Here is a 21,465-nt window from a genome sequence, read left to right on the forward strand (position 1 = left end):
CGCGACAAGGGCGAACTGCGCTTTGCGCTGGAACAGATGGGCGCAGGCCTGTAGGTTTCAGGGATGAAGAAAACACTTGTTTTGTTATGTGTGATGACGGCCGGATGCGACGCAGTACGGTCGACGACTGACCGTGTGTTCGGCGGGGGCGACGCGCCTGCGCAGACAGTGTCTGACACCGAAGCAGCGACCGAAGTGGCAGAAGAAGTGCTGCGACCCGAGCCCGTTTCCGCGCGTCCCAGTTGGGCCGGGGCGAAAACAACCATTGCGGGGCTGGGAGATCCGACCACTCCGGGACGCTGGATGCAGACACCGCTGGTGGATAGTGAGGTGACGGCACGAGTCGTCGTACCCAAAACCGGAGCGCAGGCCTATATTACGCTCGTCCCAGTTTCAGGTCCCGAAAGTGGCGGCAGCCGCTTGTCTCTGGACGCCATGCGGGCCTTGTTGGTGCCCTTCGATGAGCTTGTCGAAGTAGAGGTCTACGCCGACTGATCTTTCAGGTATTTGCCTGCTTCACGGCGGGCGAAGGGTTTCATGGCGTCGCCATGTTCTGCCAGAAATGCAATCACGCGATCCGGGTCGTGTTTGGACAGTTCACGCAGCCACCAGGCGATGGACTTCTGAATGAACCAGTCGCGCTCGGGAACGTACAAGGCGGCCCAGCCGAGGATGCGGTCACGGCGCCGAAGGTCGTCAGGTTTGGGGTGGTTCTGCTTGGTCCAGGGCAAAGTTGCGACCAAGGCTGCCCGCCGAGCCCACATGTGGTCTGACCGGGTCCACTGCTCAACTTCGTCAAGCCGTTCAGGGTCGGCTGAAAGCCGCTTTTGCATGGCAATGCAGGCATGATCAGCAACCGCCCAGGCATCGAAATCAGGTAACCAGCTTTGGAGCAGCGCCCAGACTGCGTCGTCGGGCCGGATTCGCGCTTGGGTGAGGAGTTTGGCGGCACTAAGACGGCCTTCGTGGATATTGGTCTGCCAAAGGGCATCCGCCAGTGCGACACGAGTGGGAACGTCCAACTCTTGCCGCCACGCTTTGGTCAAGTCGTTGAGCACCGGGTTCCCTACACCGAGATAGGGGCGGGCGACCTTATGATAGGCCGCCATCTGCTGGGCGCGTTCGGGGTCGGCTTGGGCCTGTAGCGCGGACAGCGCCTCGTCCAGTGTCATCGGTTCAGCTTGTGGAGCAGATGCGCGCGCACTGTGGGCCATTCCGGTGCAATGATCGAATAGACCGCCGTGTCGCGCACAGTGCCGTTGGGCATCAACATATGGGCCCGAAGGATGCCATCAAGCTGCGCGCCGAGCCGTTCGATGGCCCGTCGCGACTGGGAGTTCATCCGATGGGTCCGGAATTCGACCGCATTGCAGCGCAGATCTTCAAACGCATGACGCAGCATCAATAATTTCGCTTCAGTGTTCAGCGGTGTGCGCTGGACAGCTCGTCCGATCCAGGTCGACCCGATTTCGACACGCCTGTTGACCTCATCAGTGTGCATGAAAGTGGTCATTCCAACCGGGGTGCTATCTGGAGTCATTAGCGTAAAGGGCTGCATATCGTGCAACCCCATGCGGCGTGTGATCTCGGCTTTCATCCCCTCAGCTGTTGGAATGGAGGTGTACCATAGTTGTCCCAGATCCGCCGCCGCGACTTTCAAGTCTTCGGCATGCGCGATATCCAGTGGTTCCAGCCGGACGTGATCTCCGACAAGCGTGACAGGGGCAGGCCAGGTCATTCCACAGTGACCGACTTGGCCAGGTTGCGCGGCTGATCCACATCCGTGCCTTTGGCAACGGCCGTGTGATAGGCCAGCAGTTGCGCGGGAACGGAATAAAGGATTGGCGCAAGGCTGGTGTGAACATGTGGCATTCGGATGGTGCTCCAAACGCCATCACCGGCTTCGTCAATGCCATCATCATCCGACACGAGGATCACCTTGCCCTTGCGCGCCATCACTTCCTGCATGTTTGATACGGTCTTGTCGAACACGGTATCACGTGGGGCCATGACAACCACGGGCATATGCTTGTCGATCAGGGCGATGGGGCCATGTTTCAGCTCGCCCGATGCATAGCCTTCCGCGTGGATATAGCTGATTTCCTTGAGCTTCAGCGCGCCTTCCATTGCCAGCGGAAACATCAGGCCGCGGCCCAGAAACAGAACGTCGCGTGCTTCGGACAGTCGTTGGGCCGCCTTACGGATCGCACGGTTCTGATCCAAAGCCGCATTTAATACAGTCGGCAACCCGCGCAAGGCGGCGGCGTGATCAGCGATTTCCTCAGCCGTCAGTGTGCCCCGGTCGGCGGCTGCCTTCAGGGCAAGCATCAACAGCACGCTGAGCTGGCAGGTAAACGCCTTGGTCGAGGCGACGCCGATTTCGACACCGGCATGAATCGGCAGAGCGATATCGCTTTCCCGTGCAATCGAGCTTTCGGGGACATTGACGACTGAAACGATCTTGTCAGCCTTGCCTTCACAATAGCGCAGCGCGGCCAGCGTGTCGGCAGTTTCCCCCGACTGGCTGACAAACAGCGCCAGAGTACGGTCGGTGATCGGAGGTTCGCGATAGCGGAACTCGCTGGCGATATCGACTTCAACGGGCATCTTGGCCAGCTGTTCGAACCAGTATTTTGCGGTCAGGCAAGCGTAGAACGCGGTGCCGCAGGCCACCATGGTCAGGCGGTCCAGCTTGCTGAAGTCCAGATCTGTATCGGGCAACACGACACGGTCAACGCCCGTGGGCAGGTAGGACCGGATTGCCTCGGCCACGACGACGGGCTGCTCGGCGATTTCCTTGGCCATGAAGTGTTTGTGCTCGCCCTTGTCGGCGCGTGCATGATCCAGCTTGATCTGGCGCTTTTCACGGTTGGCAAGCTCACCTGCCTCATTACGGATCTCCAAAGACGTGCGGGTCAGAACCGCGCGGTCGCCTTCCTCAAGATACGTGATCTGATTGGTCAGTGGAGCCAGCGCGATGGCATCGGAACCGACATACATCTCACCGTCCCCGTGGCCGATGGCCAGAGGTGACCCCTTACGAGCAGCCACGATCAGGTCGTCCTCACCGTCAAACAAAAACGCCAGCGCAAAGGCGCCTTCCAGCTGATCGATCGTTTTGAATGCAGCTTCAACCGGGGACAGGCCCGAATTCAGGTGGTGTTCCGTCATCAGGGCGACGGTTTCGGTATCCGTCTCGGTCTGGAAATCGACGCCATGTTCGGCAAGTTCGGCCCGCAGGTCGCGATAATTTTCGACGATGCCGTTATGTACCACAGCCACGGGGCCGGCCTTATGCGGATGCGCGTTGTTGACCGAAGGCGCGCCGTGGGTGGCCCAACGAGTGTGGCCAATACCTGATTTTCCGGGCAGCGGGTCATGCACCAGAAGGTCGCTGAGATTGACCAGCTTTCCGACCGCGCGCCGTCGGCCCAATGCGCCGTCGTTGACGGTTGCAATCCCGGCGCTGTCATAGCCGCGATATTCCAGCCGTTTCAAGGCCTCTACCAGAATAGGGGCCGCTTCATGCTGCCCCAGAACACCTACTATTCCACACATATTCTCAGGCCTTTTTATCGCGGCGAGCCTTCTTCGCCTTTAACATATCAAACAATTTGCGCGCGTATCCGGGTTTGTTTTCCTGCTTGGCGCGGGCAACAGCCAACGCGTCAGGGTCCACATTCTTGGTCACGACGGTGCCCGTCGCGGTCATCGCGCGATCACCCACAGTGACCGGGGCTACGAGCATGGTGTTCGACCCGATAAAGACGTTCTCACCAATGGTGGTCTTGTGCTTCATCACGCCGTCATAGTTACAGGTGATCGTCCCCGCGCCAATGTTTGTTGCGGCACCGACCGATGCATCGCCGATATAGCTGAGGTGATTGACCTTCGCGCCTTCGGCGATTTCGGCATTCTTGATCTCGACGAAGTTCCCGACCCGCGTGTTTTCCGCAAGTTCGGCGCCGGGGCGTAGTCGGGCGTAGGGCCCTATGATGGCACCACGGCTTACATGGCAACCTTCCAGATGGGAAAACGCTCGGATCGTCGCGCCGCTTTCAACCGTGACGCCGGGCCCGAACACCACATTGGGTTCGATGACCGTGTCCCGTCCGATCACTGTGTCGGCCGCCAGATACACCGTTTCCGGGGCCATCAATGTAATACCTTGTTGCAGCAGAGCTGTGCGCGCGCGGGCTTGATACTCTGCATCCGCAGCGGCCAAATCTGCGCGCGAATCCACACCGAGGGTTTCCGCCTCGTCGCACTTGATCGCGGTGGCATTCAGTTCACGTGAATTTGCCAAAGCAGCCAGTTCGGTCAGATAATACTCGCCTGATGCGTTTTCGTTGCTGACCTGATCGATCAGGTCGAACAGCAAGTCGGCATCGCAGGCCAGCAAACCGCTGTTGGTAAAGCGGATGGCGCGCTGTTCTTCAGTGGCGTCCTTGTATTCGACGATCTCGACCAGCCGGTCACCGTCCATGATCAGCCGCCCGTACCGGGGCTGAACTTCGGCAATGTCAAAGCCCAGCATGACCAGATCAAAGGATTCGCGTGCCTCAATCATACGTTCCAGAGTCGACGGGTCGATGAAGGGCGTGTCGCCGTACAGAACGATGACGTCGCCACGGAACCCTGCCAAGGCCTCACGTGCCTGCGCGACGGCATGCGCGGTGCCAAGCTGTTCTTCCTGAACCGCGATCTGAGCGGTATCATCCTCTGCCTTCGCAGCCTCTGCCACAGCTTCGGACCTATGGCCCGTGACAATCACCGTCCGCTCAGGCGACAGGACAGACCCGGCGCGCATCGCGTGGACAAGCATCGGAACTTGCGCGATGGGATGAAGGACTTTGGGAAGATCCGAATTCATCCTGGTGCCTTTTCCGGCGGCGAGGATGACAAGGGCAGTGCTCATGAAATCGTTTTCTCTTTGTGTTTTGTTGCGGACCGTTTTATCCGCTGAGGGCAAAGGCGCAAGTCGTTCGGCCATCAAACAAGATTGCCGATTGAAACAGGACACGGCGAAAACCTGCCGAACAAGGAGGCTAAATGCGTACAGTCATTTTCGATCTGGACGGCACTTTGGCGGATACATCGGGCGATTTGCTGGCCGCGGCGAACCATTGTTTTCGCGAAATGGGGCATGGCGATGTGCTGGTCCACGGGCCAGATTCCGGTATAGCACTGCGTGGCGGGCGTATGATGTTGACCCAGGGGCTAAAGCGCGTTGGGGCCTATGATGAGGACACCGTCCACGCCTATTATCCAGTTCTGCTAGAGGCCTATGCGCAGGATATCGACACCCACACCAGTTTCTATCCCGGCGCTTTGCAGGCGGTCGAAATGCTGTGCAGTGCAGGTTACGGTGTGGGCATTTGCACCAACAAACCGGAACATCTGGCCGAATTGTTGCTGACCCGCATGGGGGTACGAGACCGCTTTGCCTCGTTGGTCGGGGCCGATACGCTGCCGGTGCGCAAGCCTGATCCGGCACCGCTGCGCGAAGCTGCGCGACGCGCCGGGGGTGATCCTGATCGGTGCGTGCTGATCGGTGACTCGGATACCGACCGCAATACCGCCAAAGCAGCGGGGGTGCCTTCGGTTCTGGTGACCTTTGGTCCATCGGGGGATGATATGGCGGCACTGGAGCCAGAAGCCCTGCTGCACCATTTTGACGATTTGCCCGGCCTCGTGCCCGATCTGATAGGTGCGGCAGCCTGAAACCTTGACCGGATCCAGTCGGAGCCTAAGAACTAGACCATGACCGAAAAATTCTCTGGCAATTTCACGCAGCAGGAGCCCCTTCCCGAAGATGCGATTGAGGCGGCTTTGGTCGTTCTGCGTCATGGGCGTTTGCATCGATACAACGTGGCCCCAGGCGAATTGGGGGAAACGGCCCTGCTAGAGCAGGAATTCGCTGCTCAGATGGGGGCAAAATACTGTTTGGCTGTGTCTTCTGGCGGATATGCACTGGCCACGGCCTTGCGCGCGGTCGGCGTTCAGCCCGGTGATCCGGTTCTGACAAACGCCTTCACACTGGCGCCGGTACCGGGGTCGATTGCCTCGGTCGGGGGGCGGGCCATCTTTGTGGGTGTTACGGAAAACCTGACTATCGATTTGGATGACCTTGAGCGCAAGCTGGATCAGGCGCGCGTGCTGATGCTCAGCCATATGCGCGGGCATCTGTGTGACATGGACCGGCTGATGCAGATGTGTGACGCCGCCGGGGTAATCGTGATTGAAGATTGCGCGCATACGATGGGTGCGACCTGGCGCGGTCAGTTGTCGGGGCGGCAGGGCGCGATCGGGTGTTTTTCTTGCCAGACCTACAAGCATGTCAACTCGGGCGAAGGCGGTTTGCTGGTCACCGATGATGAGGAGCTGGCGGCCAAGGCCACCATGCTGTCGGGGTCTTACATGCTGTATGAACGCCATCTGGCCGCACCAAGACCCGAGGTTTTCGATCGGATCAAGTATACGACGCCCAACGTGTCTGGCAGGATGGATAATCTACGCGCGGCGATCCTGCGCCCGCAATTGCGGGATCTGGACCGGCAGGTGGAACGATGGAACGAGCGCTATCGCGCGCTTGAGGCCGGGTTGCGCGGCACTCCGGGCCTGACCATTGTTGAGCGGCCCAAGGAGGAAACCTATGTCGGGTCTTCGATCCAGTTCTTGCTGCTGGGTTGGTCGCCTGAGCGGATTGCCGACGTCCTCAGCCGTTGCGCGGCGCGTGGTGTCGAGCTGAAATGGTTCGGAGGAGCAGAGCCGTCCGGGTTTACGTCGCGTTATGACAGCTGGCGGTATTTCGACAGTGAGCGTATGCCTGAAAGTGATCGTGTTCTGGCTGGTGTCATGGATATGCGCGTGCCACTGACCTTTTCGATTGAGGACTGCCAACTGATTGCCCGCATCATCCGCACTGAAGTAGGAGCGGTTTACCAATCATAACTCAGCAGAGTGCGCCTGCGGCGTACGCTCAATCTTTTGCAACGCCGCCCCCGTTTGGGCGGCGTTTTGCATTTGCGGTGTTTCACAAAGATTGACCGGGCAGGGATTCGCTGATACTTATTTATTGAACACTTGTTCATTAACGCGGAGGGAGGACGCAGATGTTCATGGCCACGATGAAGTTCGATCTGGGTGAGGATGTGAATGCCCTGCGTGAGATGGTGCATCGCTGGGCGCAGGAACGGGTTAAGCCGATGGCGGCTGAAATCGACTCAACAAATGCCTTTCCGAACGAGCTATGGAAAGAGATGGGAGAGCTTGGCCTTTTGGGTGTCACCGTGCCCGAAGAATATGGCGGTGCTGAGATGTCCTATCTGGCGCATACGATCGCGGTCGAAGAAGTCGCGCGTGCGTCGGCGTCGGTATCTCTGTCATACGGGGCGCATTCGAACCTGTGCGTGAACCAGATCAAGCTGAACGGCACCGATGAGCAGAAGCAGAAATACCTGCCGCGTCTGATCTCGGGCGAGCATGTCGGCGCGCTGGCCATGTCGGAACCGTCGGCCGGATCGGACGTTGTGTCGATGAAGCTGCGTGCTGAAAAGCGGAACGATCACTACCGCCTGAATGGCAATAAATACTGGATCACCAACGGGCCGGACGCGGATACTCTGGTCGTCTACGCCAAGACTGACCCCGATGCCGGGTCCAAGGGCATCACGGCCTTTCTGATCGAAAAAGAGATGAACGGGTTTTCGACCTCACCCCATTTCGACAAGTTGGGGATGCGCGGATCGAATACAGCTGAACTGATCTTCGAAGATGTCGAAGTGCCATTCGAGAATGTGCTGGGTGAAGAAGGCAAGGGCGTTGCCGTGCTCATGTCGGGGCTGGACTATGAACGTGTCGTTCTGGCCGGGATCGGCACCGGCATCATGGCGGCCTGTCTGGATGAGGTGATGCCCTATTTGGCCGAGCGAAAACAGTTCGGTAAACCCATCGGCAGCTTCCAATTGATGCAAGGCAAGATCGCCGACATGTACACCGCAATGAATTCGGCGCGGGCTTATGTCTATGAGGTCGCCAAGGCGTGCGATCGGGGTGATGTGACCCGGCAGGATGCGGCAGCCTGCTGCCTCTATGCATCAGAACAGGCGATGGTGCAGGCGCATCAGGCTGTTCAGGCGCTGGGCGGGGCGGGGTTCCTGTCGGATTCACCAGTCAGCCGGATTTTCCGGGATGCCAAGCTGATGGAAATTGGTGCCGGCACCAGCGAGATTCGCCGGATGCTGATTGGTCGTGAAATGATGAGCAAAATGCTCTGAGGAAAAAAACGCCCCGCAGACGAGGGAACCGCGGGGCGCTTTGAAGATGGGATCAGAACTTATGGACGTAGGAAACGCCGACCAGGAACGGATCGATTTCTGCGGTGCCGATATTGGTGCCGTTCAGCGACACGTCCGAGTCGATGTCGAACCAGCGTACGTTCAGGCGGACTGCGCCGTTGTCGCTGACCATGTAATCCAGACCGGCCTGCAGCGAGACACCGAAGGAGTCATCGACCTTGAGATCGCCCAGAGCGGTTTGTTCGTCAAAGAAGATGGTGTAGTTCAAACCGGCACCCACATAGGGTTTCCAAGCGCTGTTGGTCGGGAAGTGATAGTTCACCGAAAGGGTGGGCGGAAGGTGCTTTACCGTGGCCGCATCAACACCGCCCAGGGCGATGGTGTGTTTGAACGGCGTCGCGGCCAGCAGCTCGATGCCCAGGTTGTCACGGATGAAGTATTCAGCGGTGAAGATCGGGCGCGTATCTGCGTCGATCGTGGCAGGCGCACCTGCGATCGTGCCGTTGTCGGATTTCGGGTCCAGATAGCCCAAACCAACGCCAACGGTCCAATCGCCTTGCGATTGGGCAAACGCAGGGGCGGCCATCGCCAGCAGCGCGGTGGACAGGGTCAATGCGGCGAGTTTCTTAGTCATATTGTTGCCTTTGGTTCTGTTGATGGGTCCGAAGTCGCAGAGCGGTGTCCGTCTCGCTCTGATCTGCATCAAATTTCGGTGACTGCGAGGCTGGATAAAGACCTGCTAAGCATCGGAAATATAACAGGAAATTAAGGTGTTAAGCACTGAACGCATACCGGGATTGCACCCAGAGGGTGGCTGGGACTTACCTGAGCGATTGAACATGGCGCGGCAATGCCTGCGCCGTCCCGACAATCAGGTGGCGCTGATTGATCTGACCGGTTCGGATGCGCGCAATATCACCTATGGTCAGCTGACCCAGATGACGGACGATCTTGCCCGCGCACTGTTGCGCCGTGTGCAACCCGGAGACTGTGTCGGTGTGCTGCTAAGTCAGTCCCCCTGGTGCGCCGCGGCGCATCTGGCGATCTGGAAGATCGGAGCGATCTCTGTCCCTCTGTTCAAACTTTTCAAACAGGATGCCCTGCGGTCGCGGGTCGGTGATGCGGGTGCCAAGATTGTGCTGACCGATGCAGCAGGGGCTGCGCTTCTGGGCGATCTGGTTGAGGCTCTGATTGCATCGGAAATAGCTGAGGCTGGCGCGCCTATTCCATTCGCCGACACTGGCCCCGAGGACCCTGCGGTGCTGATCTATACCTCGGGCACCACCGGCAGCCCCAAGGGCGCGCTGCACGGGCATCGGGTGCTGACGGGGCATCTGCCCGGTGTTTCGATCAGCCATAATCATCTGCGTTCGGGCGATTGCCTTTGGACGCCGGCGGATTGGGCGTGGATCGGTGGTTTGTTCGATGTGCTGATGCCGGGCCTGGCGCTTGGTATTCCCGTGGTCGCGGCGCGGCTTGAGAAATTCACGCCCGAAGCCTGCGCCGATATTGTCGCGCGCGGCGGGGCGCGCAACGTGTTCTTCCCACCCACGGCGTTGCGGATGCTGAAAGCAGCCGATCAGGGGATTCCCGGCCTGCGTTCGGTCGCCTCTGGCGGAGAGCCCTTGGGCGCCGAGATGCTGGCCTGGGGGCAAAAAGCGTTTGGCCTGACCATAAACGAGTTTTACGGCCAAACCGAATGCAACATGGTCGTGTCATCCTGTGCCGAGGACTTTCCCGTTCAGCCCGGTTGCATCGGCAAGCCGGTGCCGGGGCATGAGATTGCGGTGATCGACGATGACGGCAACCCGACGACCGAGGAAGGCGACGTGGCCATCCGGCGCGGTTCAGCCGCGATGCTGCTGGAATACTGGAACCGACCTGAGGCGACGGCTGAGAAGTTCCGGGGCGATTGGTTGATCACCGGCGACCGAGGCGTGTGGGAGGATGAGTACTTGCGCTTCGTTGGCCGCGATGACGACGTGATCACCTCGGCCGGATACCGCATCGGCCCGGCCGAGATCGAGGATTGCTTGCTGACCCACCCGGCCGTGGCGACGGTGGGCGTGGTCGGCAAACCCGACCCGATGCGGACCGAGATTGTAAAGGCCTATGTGGTGCTGAAACCGGGGGCCGAGGCCTCGGGGCAGGAGTTGCAGGACTGGGTCAAGGACCGTCTGGCGCAGTATTCTTACCCGCGTGAGGTGGCGTTTCTGGAGGAACTGCCGATGACGGTGACCGGGAAGGTGATCCGGAAGGAATTGAAGGCGCGGGCAACGGCGGAGGTACAAGCATGACTTGGGTGACCTTTGGCGAGGGCACGCGACGTTTGAAATCGCAAGAAGCGCTGGATGATGCATCTAGCGCAATTTACAAATGGGCTTACGGCCCAATTCAGCCGGGTGGCGAGTCCAGAGTGATGTACATTTCAGCGGTAACTCTGCTGCGAGTTGTTGGTCACGTATTACATAAAGTGGATTGCAATAAATTTCCCGAAATTAGGGCCGAAGTCGAAAGACGATTTCAACGGTGGAAGAAGGGCGAAGGTCGAGATCTCATTTTTGCCGAGTTCATCGAGAAAGAGAGAAACCTAATTCTGAAAGAGTACGCGCCTAATTGGTCTCCAGACAACGAGGTGGAACTCAAGTGGAGAACTTTGCCAGCCGGGCCGTACGCATCAGAAGAATCAAAGCAGTTTTCGGCTGCGCTATTCAAAGGTTTGGAAGGTAGAACAATGAAAGCGATACTAATGCCGACGGGACCGTTTGCGGGTTGGTCTTTTGATGAACTTTTGTCCGAAGCTGCAAGTTGGTGGGTGCGGCAACTTTCTGAAATTGAATTACTTTTGGAGGCTAATGCATGAAACTCACATCCAAAGCCGTGCCCGCCTCCGAGGGCTACAAAGCAAACCGCGCAGCCCATCTGGACGCACTGGCCCAAATCTCTGCTGCCGCTGAAGCAGCCCGCATGGGCGGTGGCGAGAAATCCCGGGCACGGCATGAATCCCGTGGCAAGATGCTCCCCAGACGCCGGGTGGCGAACCTGCTGGATGCGGGGTCTCCGTTTCTGGAAATCGGGGCGACGGCGGCGCATGGAATGTATGGCGATGCCGCGCCTTGTGCCGGGGTGATCGCGGGCATTGGCCGGGTGCAAGGGCGCGAGGTCATGGTGGTGTGCAACGACGCCACCGTGAAGGGCGGCACCTATTACCCAATGACCGTCAAGAAACACCTGCGCGCGCAGGAGATTGCCGAGGAAAACCATCTGCCCTGCATCTATCTGGTCGATAGCGGCGGCGCGAACCTGCCCAATCAGGATGAGGTTTTCCCAGACCGCGACCATTTTGGCCGTATCTTCTACAATCAGGCGCGGATGAGCGCGAAGGGGATTGCGCAGATCGCTGTGGTGATGGGGTCGTGCACGGCGGGTGGCGCTTATGTGCCTGCGATGTCCGATGTGACGATCATCGTGAAAGAGCAGGGCACGATTTTTCTGGCCGGGCCGCCTTTGGTCAAGGCCGCAACGGGCGAGGTTGTCAGCGCCGAAGATCTGGGCGGCGGAGACGTGCACACCCGCCTGTCCGGTGTGGCGGATTATCTGGCCGAAGACGACGCGCATGCGTTGGCTCTGGCCCGCCGCGCGGTTGGGTCGCTGAACCTGAGCAGACTGCAGACCGTGGATTGGGCCAGCCCTGAAGACCCGACCTACGACCCCGAGGAAATCCTCGGCGTGGTCCCCGCTGACCTGCGCACGCCCTATGACATCCGCGAGGTGATCGCGCGTCTGGTTGATGGCTCGCGCTTTGATGAATTCAAACCTCGGTTCGGCGAGACGCTGGTAACCGGGTTCGCCCATGTGAAAGGCTGCCCCGTCGGGATCATCGCCAACAATGGTGTGCTGTTTTCCGAGGCCGCCCAGAAGGGTGCACATTTCGTGGAACTGTGTTCGCAGCGCAAAATCCCGCTGGTGTTCCTGCAGAACATCACCGGCTTCATGGTCGGTCGGAAATACGAAAACGAAGGTATCGCACGGCACGGGGCCAAGTTGGTGACGGCGGTAGCAACGACCTCGGTGCCAAAAGTTACGATGCTGGTGGGGGGCTCGTTCGGGGCTGGAAACTACGGTATGGCCGGACGCGCCTATCAGCCTCGATTCCTGTGGACATGGCCGAATTCGCGGATTTCCGTGATGGGCGGTGAGCAGGCGGCGGGCGTACTGGCCACTGTCAAACGCGACGGGATCGAACGGCAGGGTGGCACTTGGTCCGCCGAGGAAGAGGCCGAATTCAAACGGCCGACGTTGGAGATGTTTGAGGAGCAGTCCCACCCGCTCTTTGCTTCGGCCCGCCTATGGGATGACGGCATCATCGACCCGCGCAAAAGCCGCGACGTGCTGGCCCTGTCGCTGAGTGCTGCGCTGAACGCACCCATTGAGGAGACACGTTTCGGCGTGTTCAGGATGTAAGATGAGCGTTTCTTTGAATGATGTAATGGCGCGCTATCCGGGCGCGCAGACCTTCAAATTTGGCGACAATGCTTCATTGAGCTCTGAGCTGTTGCGTCTCGTGCGAACAGGTCGGAAAACGGCGACTTGCGGTGCTTTACGCGACTACCCTGAAGGCAGTTCTGCGACGCCGGTAGTAGGGCGGCGGGATATCGCTTTGGAATGGGATGATCACCCGGCATTGGTGATCGAAACGGTTGAAGTGTCGATCTGTCGATATTGCGACGTGGCCGAAGACTTTGCGTTGGCCGAAGGCGAGAATGAGACCCTGGAAGACTGGCGCGAAAACCACCGCCGGTATTTCGAGCGCAATGGCGGGTTTGATGCCAAGATGGAATTGCTCTGTGAACGGTTCCACCTCGTCGAAGATCTGGCGGTTGAGGAGTAGACAATGTTCAATAAAATCCTGATTGCCAACCGGGGCGAGATTGCCTGCCGGGTGATGGAAACGGCCCAAAAGATGGGTGTGTCCTGCGTTGCTGTGTATTCGGACGCGGATGCCTCGGCCAAGCATGTGCAGATGGCGGATGAGGCCGTGCATATCGGCGGTGCGGCCCCGGCGGAGAGTTATCTGAAGGGCGACGTGATCATTCAGGCGGCGCTGGAGACCGGCGCGCAGGCGATCCATCCCGGCTATGGCTTTCTGTCCGAAAACCCCGATTTTGTGGATGCGGTTGAGGCGGCGGGTCTGTCCTTCATTGGCCCCTCGGCGGACGCGATCCGCAAGATGGGCCTCAAGGATGCCGCCAAGGTTCTGATGGAGCAAGCCGGTGTTCCGGTGGTCCCTGGCTATCACGGTGACAATCAGGACCCTGAGCATTTGGCTGGCGCGGCGGATACCATCGGCTATCCGGTTCTGATCAAAGCCGTTGCAGGCGGTGGCGGTAAGGGGATGCGGCTGGTCGAACGGCCCGAGGATTTCACCGCCGCGCTGGACAGCGCACGAGGCGAGGCCAAGACCGCGTTTGGCAACGATGCAGTATTGGTCGAGAAATTCGTCGCCAAGCCGCGCCATATCGAGGTGCAGGTCTTTGGCGACGGCACCCATGCTGTGCATCTGTTTGAACGCGATTGCTCTCTGCAACGCCGACATCAGAAGGTGATCGAAGAGGCTCCGGCCCCTGGCATGACGGGTGAAATGCGGGAATCTATGGGGCAGGCGGGCGTGCGCGCAGCTGAAGCAATTTGCTACAAGGGCGCGGGCACCGTTGAGTTCATTGTGGATGCCTCGGACGGGCTGCGCCCGGACAGGTTCTGGTTCATGGAAATGAACACGCGCTTGCAGGTGGAACACCCAGTGACCGAGGCGATCACAGGGGTCGATCTTGTCGAATGGCAATTGCGTGTCGCGGCGGGTGAACGCTTGCCGAAGCAGCAGGAAGATCTGTTTATTCAAGGCCATGCGTTCGAGGCACGGCTTTATGCAGAGGACGTTCCGAAAGGGTTCCTGCCCGCGACGGGTACGCTGACCCATCTGGATTTCCCGGTCAATTGCCGTGCCGACAGTGGCGTGCGGGCCGGGGATACGATCAGCCCCTGGTACGACCCGATGATTGCCAAGGTGGTGGTACATGGGCCGACTCGCTCTGTTGCACTTGAGACGTTGCACCGCGTGCTTCAGAAAACCGAAGTGGCAGGCACCGTAACAAACCTGGCTTTCCTGGGCGCGTTGACGCGCCACGCGGGGTTCTCCTCGGGGGATGTGGATACGGGATTGATCGGACGTGACCTTGAGGCATTGGTGCAGGAACCAGAACCTTCGGTCGTGGCAAGCGTTGCAGCCGCGATGACGGCTTTGGACCTTGTGGACGTCGCACCTGAAGCCGGGTTTTCGCTATGGGCTCCGTTGCATCGTGCTGTACAACTGTCTGCTGGGGGTGAAATCTTGGATCTGGATGTGCAAGTCGACGGGTCAGATCGCCAGTTTTGGCAGATCGGAGAGGATCGTGTCTTGGCCGAGCGGACCTCGGGTCGCTGGGCACTGAATGGGGCGCCGATGCCCGAAGTTTCAGTCAGCGGATCGACCCTGACCGTGTTTGCGGACTATGGACGCAGCTTCGACCTGATCGATCCGCTGGATCGGGACACCAGTGCCACGGGCGATACCAACGTGATCGAGGCCCCAATGCCGGGTCTGGTCAAAGCGGTCTTTGCGACAGCAGGTCAGGCCGTGCAGGAGGGTGACCGATTGGCCATTCTTGAAGCGATGAAGATGGAGCATTCCCTGCTGGCTGCACGCGATGGCGTGGTGGCCGAGGTGCTGGTCGAAGATGGCGCTCAGGTCGAAGCCGGGGCAGCTTTGGTGCGGTTGGAGGAAGAGTGATCTGTACCCGGGTCGCGACACGTGGCACGGTCGAATCATTCGTTTTGAGAACAAAATGCAGCTGGAAGGGGCACAGACATGGGCGATCAGGTCGAAATTTATGAGGTTGGGCCGCGCGATGGGCTGCAGAATGAAAAGCGTGAGATACCAGTTGCTGACAAGGTAGCACTGATCGACTGTCTCAGCTGTGCCGGGTTTCGCCGGATCGAAGTAGCAAGCTTTGTGTCCCCCAAATGGGTGCCGCAGATGGCGGGATCGGCGCAGGTGCTGGCCGGGATTGCCCGCGCAGATGGGGTCCGCTATGCGGCCCTGACGCCCAATATGCGCGGGTATGAGGATTCGCTGGCCGCCAAGGCAGACGAGATTGCGGTGTTTGCATCAGCCTCGGAAGGGTTCTCAAAAGCCAATGTCAATGCGTCAATCGAAGAGTCGATTGAGCGGTTCATTCCGATCCTGGAAGCGGCACGTCATATCGACCTGCCGGTGCGGGGCTATGTCTCATGCGTGACGGATTGCCCTTACGATGGCCCGACCCCGCCCGAGCAAGTGGCCGAAGTTGCGGATCGGTTGTTTGCGCTGGGCTGCTACGAGATCTCGTTGGGTGATACGATCGGGCAGGGGACGCCGGACAAAATCGCGCATATGCTTCTGGCGGTGCGCGAAAGGGTTCCCGTGACGCGGCTGGCGGGGCATTTCCACGACACCAATGGTCGCGCGATTGACAATATTGATGCGGCTCTCGCGCTGGGTGTGCGCGTGTTCGACGCAGCCGCGGGCGGATTGGGCGGTTGCCCCTATGCGCCGGGGGCTGAAGGGAACGTAGCCACCGAAGCCGTCGCCGGGCATTTGCAGCGATTGGGATATGAGACCGGGCTGGACCTTGATGTGGTTGAAGAAGCTGCACGGATGGCAAAGGCACTAAGGGGCTGACATGTTTGAAACCATAACGATTTCGACAGATGCGCGTGGTGTTGCCATTCTCACTCTGAACAGGGCGGACAAACATAACGCCTTGTCAGGGCGAATGATCACTGAACTGACCGAGGCTGCATCACAACTGGGTAGTGATGATGCTGTCAGAGTGGTCGTTCTGGCTGCGGCCGGAAAGACGTTTTGTGCTGGCGGTGATCTGGGGTGGATGCAGGACCAGATGGCTGCTGATGAAGAGACGCGGTTTGTGGAAGCGCGCAAGCTGGCCGAGATGTTGCAGGCTTTGAACACAATGCCCAAGCCTTTGATCGGGGCGCTGCAAGGCAATGCCTTCGGAGGCGGTGTGGGCATGGCCGCGGTGTGCGATGTAGCAATTGGCATCGACAGTCTGAAAATGGGTTTGACCGAGACAAGGCTAGGGCTGATCCCCGCAACAATCGGGCCCTATGTCATTGCCCGCATGGGCGAAGCTCGTGCGCGCAGGGTGTTTATGTCCGCACGATTGTTCGATGCTGCAGAGGCTGTTGATCTGGGATTGCTGGCAAAGACGGTGTCAGCAGACCGGCTTTCAGATGCAATAGAAGATGAAATTCGCCCCTATTTGACTTGCGCGCCCGGCGCGGTCACCTCTGCCAAGGCGCTGATCAGAACCTTGGGTCCGCTCATTGACGATGCCGTGATCGATCAGACCATTGGGGAACTGGTCGAACGCTGGGAAACGAAAGAGGCGCGCGAAGGCATTGCGGCGTTTTTCGAAAAACGTAAACCTGCATGGAATAAGTAGGTTTAACAAAGATCCGCTAGGCCCTGGCAAGAAACCCCGCTGCGGTTCTATGCCGCGCTGTCAAGCGAAGGTTTGATGGCGAAGGGGGCTGTGTTCGGTTGACCCTCTGACCCCGCGCGGATAGAGAATGTCCAGTCAACACGCCAATTGACGGCGCACCCGTTTTGGGGCGTGCGCAGGAAAGGAGCTATTCGTGGAAGACCTGCTGCGGGAGTACCTCCCGATTCTGGTGTTTCTGGCCGTTGCGGTGGGCCTTGGGATCGTCCTGATTCTGGCTGCTGTGGTTCTGGCCGTCCGCAATCCCGACCCTGAAAAGGTCAGCGCATATGAATGTGGTTTCAATGCCTTCGACGATGCGCGGATGAAATTCGACGTCCGGTTCTATCTGGTATCGATTCTCTTTATCATCTTCGATCTGGAAATCGCCTTTCTGTTTCCCTGGGCCGTCGGCTTCAAGGATATCAGCGATGTAGGGTTCTGGTCGATGATGGTGTTCCTGGGCGTTCTGACCATCGGCTTTGCCTATGAATGGAAGAAGGGGGCCTTGGAATGGGAGTGATGACGGGTGCAAACACTGCCGGCGTCGACAAAGAAGTCGCGACCCAGGCCCTGAATGCCGAGCTGCAGGACAAAGGGTTCCTGCTGACCTCGACCGAGGACATTATCAACTGGGCCCGGACCGGTTCGTTGCACTGGATGACCTTTGGTCTGGCCTGCTGCGCGGTCGAGATGATGCACACCTCGATGCCACGTTATGATGCGGAACGGTTTGGCATCGCGCCGCGCGCCTCTCCACGTCAGTCGGATGTGATGATCGTGGCAGGGACGCTGACCAACAAGATGGCTCCGGCGCTGCGCAAGGTCTACGACCAGATGCCCGAACCACGTTACGTGATCTCGATGGGATCCTGCGCCAACGGTGGCGGCTATTACCACTATTCCTATTCGGTCGTACGCGGCTGCGATCGTGTTGTACCCGTAGACATCTATGTGCCCGGCTGCCCTCCGACCGCTGAGGCGCTGCTGTATGGCCTGATGCAGCTGCAACGTAAAATCCGCCGTACCGGCACCATCGTCCGCTGAGGAGAGAGCTGATGAGCGAAGCACTCAAAGAACTCGGCGCACAGCTGGAACTGAAGCGGGCCGATTGCGTTCTGTCCTGGGATGTGACCCATGATGAGTTGAACGTGGATGTTGCGCCGTCGAACCTTGTGGAATTCATTGAATTCCTGAAATCCGACCGCAACTGTCAGTTCTCGACTTTGGTCGACATCACCGGTGTAGACTATCCCGAACGGGCCAAGCGGTTCGATGTGGTTTATCACTTCCTGTCGATGTACCAGAACCAGCGCATCCGCCTGCGGGTGTCGATCCGCGAAGAGGACATGGTGCCCTCGATCGTCGATGTTCACCCCTCGGCCAACTGGTTCGAGCGTGAAGTGTTCGACATGTTCGGCATCCTGTTCACGGGTCACCCGGATCTGAGGCGCATCCTGACCGACTATGGATTCCGCGGCTATCCGCTGCGCAAGGATTTCCCGACCACCGGCTATACCGAGGTTCGCTATGACGAGGCGCAGAAACGCGTGGTCTATGAACCGGTCTCGTTGGTGCAGGAATACCGTCAATTCGATTTCATGTCCCCATGGGAAGGTGCGAACTACATTTTGCCAGGGGATGAAAAACAGGAGACCTAATCATGTTTGAGTTCCTGATCTGGATTGTTCTGGTGGTGGCGACGGTCGTACCGATGCTCAAGCTGCTGCCGCATTTCGGGATCAACAAGAACTGGGCGTTTGCATGTATCATCTCTCCGGTTGTTATTGTCCTGCTGTGGATGATGGCCATGAAACTGCAAGAGATGGAGCGCCGCTGACGTGATGATGGGCGAACTGATCATATTGGGCGCATTGGGCGTCTTGCTTGCAGGGGCCGCGGCGAAAGCGGCTGAGGCTGAAAAAGTCCGGGTACGGGCTGAGGCAAAGAAGAAACGAGGGCGTTGATGGACGGCTCAAGATACGATGACGGCAGCACGGACGCGCTGAGCGGAGAACAGAAGATCCGCAACTTCAACATCAACTTCGGCCCGCAACACCCTGCGGCGCACGGGGTTCTGCGTCTGGTGCTCGAACTCGACGGTGAGATCGTCGAGCGTTGTGACCCGCATATTGGCTTGCTGCACCGTGGCACCGAAAAGCTGATGGAAAGCCGGACCTATCTGCAGAACCTGCCGTATTTCGACCGTTTGGACTACGTGGCGCCGATGAATCAGGAACATGCCTGGTGTTTGGCCATCGAAAAGCTGACCGGAGTCGAAGTGCCGCGCCGTGGTTCGCTGATCCGGGTTCTGTATTCCGAGATCGGGCGTATCCTGAACCACCTGCTGAACGTGACCACGCAGGCGATGGACGTTGGCGCGCTGACACCACCGCTTTGGGGTTTTGAAGAGCGTGAAAAGCTGATGGTGTTCTATGAGCGCGCCTGTGGTGCCCGACTGCACGCCGCCTATTTTCGACCTGGAGGCGTCCATCAAGACCTGCCGCCCGAACTTCTGGACGATATCGAGGCGTGGAGCCACGAATTCCCCGCTGTTCTGGACGACATCGACGGCCTGTTGACGGAAAACCGCATCTTCAAACAGCGTAACGCCGATATCGGCGTCGTGACCGAAGACGATATTTTGAAATTCGGCTTCTCCGGCGTGATGGTGCGCGGATCGGGTCTGGCCTGGGATCTGCGTCGCGCGCAGCCCTATGAATGCTATGACGAGTTTGAGTTCCAGATCCCCGTCGGCAAGAACGGCGATTGCTATGATCGCTACCTCGTCCGAATGGAAGAGATGCGCCAGTCTCTGCTGATCATCCGTCAGGCCATCGCCAAAATCCGCGACTGCCCGGGCGACGTTCTGGCGCGTGGCAAGATCACCCCGCCGAAACGCTCGGACATGAAGACCTCGATGGAAAGCCTGATCCATCACTTCAAGCTGTACACCGAAGGTTTCCACGTCCCCGCAGGGGAGGTTTACGCCGCCGTCGAAGCCCCCAAGGGTGAATTCGGCGTCTATCTGGTCGCCGATGGTTCCAACAAACCCTACCGCGCAAAACTGCGTGCGCCGGGGTTCCTTCACCTGCAAGCCATGGACCACGTTGCCAAAGGCCACCAACTGGCCGACGTCGCCGCCATCATCGGCACCATGGACGTCGTATTTGGAGAGATTGACCGCTAATGCTCCGCCGTCTGCATCCCGAACAACCCGAAAGCTTTGCCTTCACCGCTGCCAACCAGCAATGGGCCGAAGCGCAGATCACCAAGTATCCCGAGGGGCGTCAGGCCAGCGCGGTCATCCCTTTGCTGTGGCGCGCGCAAGAACAACAGGGTTGGCTCAGCCGCCCGGCGATTGAAACCGTCGCGGATATGCTGGGCATGGCCTATATCCGCGTGCTCGAGGTCGCTTCGTTCTACTTCATGTTTCAGCTGCAACCGGTTGGGTCCGTTGCGCATATTCAGGTCTGCGGCACAACTTCCTGCATGATCTGCGGGGCCGAGGATCTGATTGCCGTTTGTAAAGAAAAGATCGCAGCCAAGCCGCATGAACTCTCTGCCGACGGCAAGTTGAGCTGGGAAGAGGTCGAATGCCTTGGTTCCTGCACCAACGCGCCGATGGCGCAGATTGGCAAGGATTACTACGAAGACCTGACTGCCGAGAGCTTTGGCAAGATCATCGACGATCTGGCGGCAGGTAAGGTGCCGACGCCCGGTCCTCAAAACGGACGCTACGCGGCTGAGCCGCTGAAAGGGCTGAGCAGCTTGTCCGAGTATGAAGCTGGCAAGCCGCAACACAACGCCAGCGTTGAGTTGGCGACAGATCTGGGCGACACGGTCAAGCGAATTGACGGGACCGAAGTTCCGATCCTGACGCCGTGGCTTGGCAAGGATGGCAAGCAGGCGGGTGCGTCGGCGGCAGCAAAACCTCCGAAAGCGCCCGAGGCTCCGAAACCGGCAGTGAAACAAGCGGCTGAGGCGAAAGCCAAACCTGTTGCGAAAGAAGCCGATGCCAAGCCCGCAGACGTCAAAGAAGACCAGCCCGAGACTCTGACCGCCGCACGCAACGGCAAGGCAGATGACCTGAAGCTGTTGAAAGGCGTTGGTCCCAAGCTGGAAGAGACGCTGAACGAACTGGGTTTTTATCACTACGACCAGATCGCAGCCTGGACACCCGAACAGATGGCTTGGGTCGATGCGCGGTTGAAATTCAAAGGCCGTATCGAACGCGATGGCTGGATTGCGCAGGCGGCCAAGCTTGCTGCGGGTGAAGAAACCGAATTTGCCAAACGTGCCAAGGAAGACGGTACGTACGAAGACTAGGCGGATGCCCATCCGGGGCATCGGGGGAAAATGGACAAGGACAACGAACAAGCCATAGCCCGCAAGGGCCGACACATCGGAGTGGTCATAGCTATGACCATGCTGATCTGGCTTGCGATGAACCTGTTCATTGGACCCGCGCTGGGTTTGACGACCCGGCACGCTCTGCTGTTTGATCTCGCTGCTTTGGCGGGCTTCATCTATGCGGGCATCAACATTTTTCAACTCTGGCGCATGCGTCAGGATAGCCAAGGGTAACT

Annotated in this window: 23 protein-coding genes; 18 read left to right on the forward strand and 5 right to left on the reverse strand. The window is 58.9% G+C overall.

What is annotated here, in order from left to right; translation table 11 throughout:
* Positions 1 to 63: 63 nt before the first annotated feature.
* Positions 64 to 495, forward strand: coding sequence for a hypothetical protein (locus AC2FLD_RS05455; RefSeq protein ID WP_496667843.1), 432 nt, complete (start codon positions 64 to 66; stop codon positions 493 to 495).
* On the opposite strand, the gene AC2FLD_RS05460 is transcribed toward AC2FLD_RS05455, so the two are convergent.
* The 4 genes from AC2FLD_RS05460 to glmU are packed head-to-tail and all read right to left on the reverse strand — an operon-like array spanning position 483 to position 4,918.
* Positions 483 to 1,172 carry a DNA alkylation repair protein gene (locus AC2FLD_RS05460; RefSeq protein ID WP_496667844.1) on the reverse strand — a complete coding sequence of 230 codons (690 nt, stop codon included), beginning with the start codon at positions 1,170 to 1,172 and terminating at the stop codon, positions 483 to 485. The two genes, AC2FLD_RS05455 and AC2FLD_RS05460, sit on opposite strands and share 13 nt — an antisense overlap.
* A complete protein-coding gene (locus tag AC2FLD_RS05465) occupies positions 1,169 to 1,738 on the reverse strand; it encodes a GNAT family N-acetyltransferase (RefSeq protein WP_496667845.1) in 570 nt (189 codons plus the stop codon). The genes AC2FLD_RS05460 and AC2FLD_RS05465 overlap by 4 nt, the downstream gene beginning before the upstream one ends.
* Complete coding sequence (gene glmS, locus AC2FLD_RS05470) at positions 1,735 to 3,558, reverse strand: glutamine--fructose-6-phosphate transaminase (isomerizing) (RefSeq protein ID WP_496667846.1); 1,824 nt, start codon at positions 3,556 to 3,558, stop codon at positions 1,735 to 1,737. Before glmS ends, AC2FLD_RS05465 begins: the two co-directional genes overlap by 4 nt.
* A 4-nt stretch (positions 3,559 to 3,562) precedes the next feature.
* On the reverse strand, positions 3,563 to 4,918 hold the full coding sequence (gene glmU / locus AC2FLD_RS05475) for a bifunctional UDP-N-acetylglucosamine diphosphorylase/glucosamine-1-phosphate N-acetyltransferase GlmU (RefSeq protein ID WP_496667847.1): 1,356 nt from the start codon (positions 4,916 to 4,918) through the stop codon (positions 3,563 to 3,565).
* A 134-nt stretch (positions 4,919 to 5,052) separates the two neighbouring features.
* Between glmU and AC2FLD_RS05480 the strand changes: the two genes are divergently transcribed.
* The 3 genes from AC2FLD_RS05480 to AC2FLD_RS05490 all read left to right on the forward strand — a co-directional run bounded on the left by AC2FLD_RS05480 (position 5,053) and on the right by AC2FLD_RS05490 (position 8,279).
* The gene (locus AC2FLD_RS05480) at positions 5,053 to 5,724 is read left to right on the forward strand and encodes an HAD-IA family hydrolase (protein ID WP_050602786.1); all 672 of its coding nucleotides are present in this window, start codon (positions 5,053 to 5,055) and stop codon (positions 5,722 to 5,724) included.
* Positions 5,725 to 5,763: 39 nt separating this feature from the next.
* A complete protein-coding gene (locus tag AC2FLD_RS05485) occupies positions 5,764 to 6,954 on the forward strand; it encodes a DegT/DnrJ/EryC1/StrS family aminotransferase (protein ID WP_496667848.1) in 1,191 nt (396 codons plus the stop codon).
* A 161-nt stretch (positions 6,955 to 7,115) separates the two neighbouring features.
* Complete coding sequence (locus AC2FLD_RS05490) at positions 7,116 to 8,279, forward strand: isovaleryl-CoA dehydrogenase (RefSeq protein ID WP_496667849.1); 1,164 nt, start codon at positions 7,116 to 7,118, stop codon at positions 8,277 to 8,279.
* A 52-nt stretch (positions 8,280 to 8,331) separates the two neighbouring features.
* On the opposite strand, the gene AC2FLD_RS05495 is transcribed toward AC2FLD_RS05490, so the two are convergent.
* Positions 8,332 to 8,934 carry an OmpW/AlkL family protein gene (locus tag AC2FLD_RS05495; protein WP_050602783.1) on the reverse strand — a complete coding sequence of 201 codons (603 nt, stop codon included), beginning with the start codon at positions 8,932 to 8,934 and terminating at the stop codon, positions 8,332 to 8,334.
* Between the two features lie 136 nt (positions 8,935 to 9,070).
* On the opposite strand from AC2FLD_RS05495, the gene AC2FLD_RS05500 reads away from it, so the two are divergent.
* The 14 genes from AC2FLD_RS05500 (at position 9,071) to AC2FLD_RS05565 (ending at position 21,463) form a co-directional block, all read left to right on the forward strand.
* A complete protein-coding gene (locus tag AC2FLD_RS05500) occupies positions 9,071 to 10,597 on the forward strand; it encodes an AMP-binding protein (RefSeq protein WP_496667850.1) in 1,527 nt (508 codons plus the stop codon).
* Complete coding sequence (locus AC2FLD_RS05505) at positions 10,594 to 11,163, forward strand: hypothetical protein (protein WP_496667851.1); 570 nt, start codon at positions 10,594 to 10,596, stop codon at positions 11,161 to 11,163. The genes AC2FLD_RS05500 and AC2FLD_RS05505 overlap by 4 nt, the downstream gene beginning before the upstream one ends.
* The gene (locus tag AC2FLD_RS05510) at positions 11,160 to 12,764 is read left to right on the forward strand and encodes a carboxyl transferase domain-containing protein (protein ID WP_496667852.1); all 1,605 of its coding nucleotides are present in this window, start codon (positions 11,160 to 11,162) and stop codon (positions 12,762 to 12,764) included. Before AC2FLD_RS05505 ends, AC2FLD_RS05510 begins: the two co-directional genes overlap by 4 nt.
* Position 12,765: 1 nt before the next feature.
* Positions 12,766 to 13,191, forward strand: coding sequence for an ASCH domain-containing protein (locus AC2FLD_RS05515; protein ID WP_496667853.1), 426 nt, complete (start codon positions 12,766 to 12,768; stop codon positions 13,189 to 13,191).
* Between the two features lie 3 nt (positions 13,192 to 13,194).
* Entirely contained in the window at positions 13,195 to 15,126 is a 1,932-nt protein-coding gene (locus tag AC2FLD_RS05520; protein ID WP_496667854.1) for an acetyl/propionyl/methylcrotonyl-CoA carboxylase subunit alpha, read from the forward strand.
* Between the two features lie 78 nt (positions 15,127 to 15,204).
* Positions 15,205 to 16,056, forward strand: a complete 852-nt coding sequence (locus AC2FLD_RS05525; RefSeq protein ID WP_496667855.1) for a hydroxymethylglutaryl-CoA lyase — start codon at positions 15,205 to 15,207, stop codon at positions 16,054 to 16,056.
* A gap of 1 nt (position 16,057) precedes the next feature.
* Positions 16,058 to 16,840: a crotonase/enoyl-CoA hydratase family protein gene (locus AC2FLD_RS05530; protein WP_496667856.1), complete on the forward strand. Its 783-nt coding sequence runs from the start codon at positions 16,058 to 16,060 to the stop codon at positions 16,838 to 16,840.
* A gap of 193 nt (positions 16,841 to 17,033) precedes the next feature.
* Positions 17,034 to 17,399 carry an NADH-quinone oxidoreductase subunit A gene (locus tag AC2FLD_RS05535; protein WP_050602775.1) on the forward strand — a complete coding sequence of 122 codons (366 nt, stop codon included), beginning with the start codon at positions 17,034 to 17,036 and terminating at the stop codon, positions 17,397 to 17,399.
* Complete coding sequence (locus tag AC2FLD_RS05540) at positions 17,390 to 17,923, forward strand: NuoB/complex I 20 kDa subunit family protein (protein WP_010442777.1); 534 nt, start codon at positions 17,390 to 17,392, stop codon at positions 17,921 to 17,923. Before AC2FLD_RS05535 ends, AC2FLD_RS05540 begins: the two co-directional genes overlap by 10 nt.
* A gap of 11 nt (positions 17,924 to 17,934) precedes the next feature.
* Positions 17,935 to 18,537 (forward strand): NADH-quinone oxidoreductase subunit C, encoded by a 603-nt coding sequence (locus AC2FLD_RS05545; protein ID WP_496667857.1) that lies wholly within the window; start codon positions 17,935 to 17,937, stop codon positions 18,535 to 18,537.
* Positions 18,538 to 18,539: 2 nt separating this feature from the next.
* Complete coding sequence (locus AC2FLD_RS05550; RefSeq protein ID WP_050602773.1) at positions 18,540 to 18,716, forward strand: hypothetical protein; 177 nt, start codon at positions 18,540 to 18,542, stop codon at positions 18,714 to 18,716.
* 126 nt (positions 18,717 to 18,842) lie between these two features.
* Positions 18,843 to 20,066 carry an NADH-quinone oxidoreductase subunit D gene (locus tag AC2FLD_RS05555; protein ID WP_496667858.1) on the forward strand — a complete coding sequence of 408 codons (1,224 nt, stop codon included), beginning with the start codon at positions 18,843 to 18,845 and terminating at the stop codon, positions 20,064 to 20,066.
* A complete protein-coding gene (locus AC2FLD_RS05560; RefSeq protein ID WP_496667860.1) occupies positions 20,066 to 21,205 on the forward strand; it encodes an NADH-quinone oxidoreductase subunit E in 1,140 nt (379 codons plus the stop codon). Before AC2FLD_RS05555 ends, AC2FLD_RS05560 begins: the two co-directional genes overlap by 1 nt.
* Before the next feature lie 30 nt (positions 21,206 to 21,235).
* Positions 21,236 to 21,463, forward strand: a complete 228-nt coding sequence (locus tag AC2FLD_RS05565) for a DUF5337 domain-containing protein (RefSeq protein WP_496667861.1) — start codon at positions 21,236 to 21,238, stop codon at positions 21,461 to 21,463.
* Positions 21,464 to 21,465 lie beyond the last annotated feature (2 nt).

The sequence above is a fragment of the Ruegeria sp. CDSA021 genome (genome assembly GCF_059612325.1).

Excerpts from the sequence above, each read along its gene's own strand:
- AC2FLD_RS05545 (WP_496667857.1), top strand. The coding sequence starts at position 17,935 with ATGAGCGAAGCACTCAAAGAACTCGGCGCACAGCTGGAACTGAAGCGG.
- AC2FLD_RS05455 (WP_496667843.1), top strand. The coding sequence starts at position 64 with ATGAAGAAAACACTTGTTTTGTTATGTGTGATGACGGCCGGATGCGAC.
- AC2FLD_RS05550 (WP_050602773.1), top strand. The coding sequence starts at position 18,540 with ATGTTTGAGTTCCTGATCTGGATTGTTCTGGTGGTGGCGACGGTCGTA.
- AC2FLD_RS05555 (WP_496667858.1), top strand. The coding sequence starts at position 18,843 with ATGGACGGCTCAAGATACGATGACGGCAGCACGGACGCGCTGAGCGGA.
- AC2FLD_RS05510 (WP_496667852.1), top strand. The coding sequence starts at position 11,160 with ATGAAACTCACATCCAAAGCCGTGCCCGCCTCCGAGGGCTACAAAGCA.
- AC2FLD_RS05460 (WP_496667844.1), bottom strand. The coding sequence starts at position 1,172 with ATGACACTGGACGAGGCGCTGTCCGCGCTACAGGCCCAAGCCGACCCC.
- AC2FLD_RS05530 (WP_496667856.1), top strand. The coding sequence starts at position 16,058 with ATGTTTGAAACCATAACGATTTCGACAGATGCGCGTGGTGTTGCCATT.
- AC2FLD_RS05495 (WP_050602783.1), bottom strand. The coding sequence starts at position 8,934 with ATGACTAAGAAACTCGCCGCATTGACCCTGTCCACCGCGCTGCTGGCG.
- AC2FLD_RS05505 (WP_496667851.1), top strand. The coding sequence starts at position 10,594 with ATGACTTGGGTGACCTTTGGCGAGGGCACGCGACGTTTGAAATCGCAA.
- AC2FLD_RS05560 (WP_496667860.1), top strand. The coding sequence starts at position 20,066 with ATGCTCCGCCGTCTGCATCCCGAACAACCCGAAAGCTTTGCCTTCACC.
- AC2FLD_RS05540 (WP_010442777.1), top strand. The coding sequence starts at position 17,390 with ATGGGAGTGATGACGGGTGCAAACACTGCCGGCGTCGACAAAGAAGTC.
- glmU (WP_496667847.1), bottom strand. The coding sequence starts at position 4,918 with ATGAGCACTGCCCTTGTCATCCTCGCCGCCGGAAAAGGCACCAGGATG.
- glmS (WP_496667846.1), bottom strand. The coding sequence starts at position 3,558 with ATGTGTGGAATAGTAGGTGTTCTGGGGCAGCATGAAGCGGCCCCTATT.
- AC2FLD_RS05515 (WP_496667853.1), top strand. The coding sequence starts at position 12,766 with ATGAGCGTTTCTTTGAATGATGTAATGGCGCGCTATCCGGGCGCGCAG.
- AC2FLD_RS05490 (WP_496667849.1), top strand. The coding sequence starts at position 7,116 with ATGTTCATGGCCACGATGAAGTTCGATCTGGGTGAGGATGTGAATGCC.
- AC2FLD_RS05525 (WP_496667855.1), top strand. The coding sequence starts at position 15,205 with ATGGGCGATCAGGTCGAAATTTATGAGGTTGGGCCGCGCGATGGGCTG.
- AC2FLD_RS05465 (WP_496667845.1), bottom strand. The coding sequence starts at position 1,738 with ATGACCTGGCCTGCCCCTGTCACGCTTGTCGGAGATCACGTCCGGCTG.
- AC2FLD_RS05485 (WP_496667848.1), top strand. The coding sequence starts at position 5,764 with ATGACCGAAAAATTCTCTGGCAATTTCACGCAGCAGGAGCCCCTTCCC.
- AC2FLD_RS05480 (WP_050602786.1), top strand. The coding sequence starts at position 5,053 with ATGCGTACAGTCATTTTCGATCTGGACGGCACTTTGGCGGATACATCG.
- AC2FLD_RS05565 (WP_496667861.1), top strand. The coding sequence starts at position 21,236 with ATGGACAAGGACAACGAACAAGCCATAGCCCGCAAGGGCCGACACATC.
- AC2FLD_RS05520 (WP_496667854.1), top strand. The coding sequence starts at position 13,195 with ATGTTCAATAAAATCCTGATTGCCAACCGGGGCGAGATTGCCTGCCGG.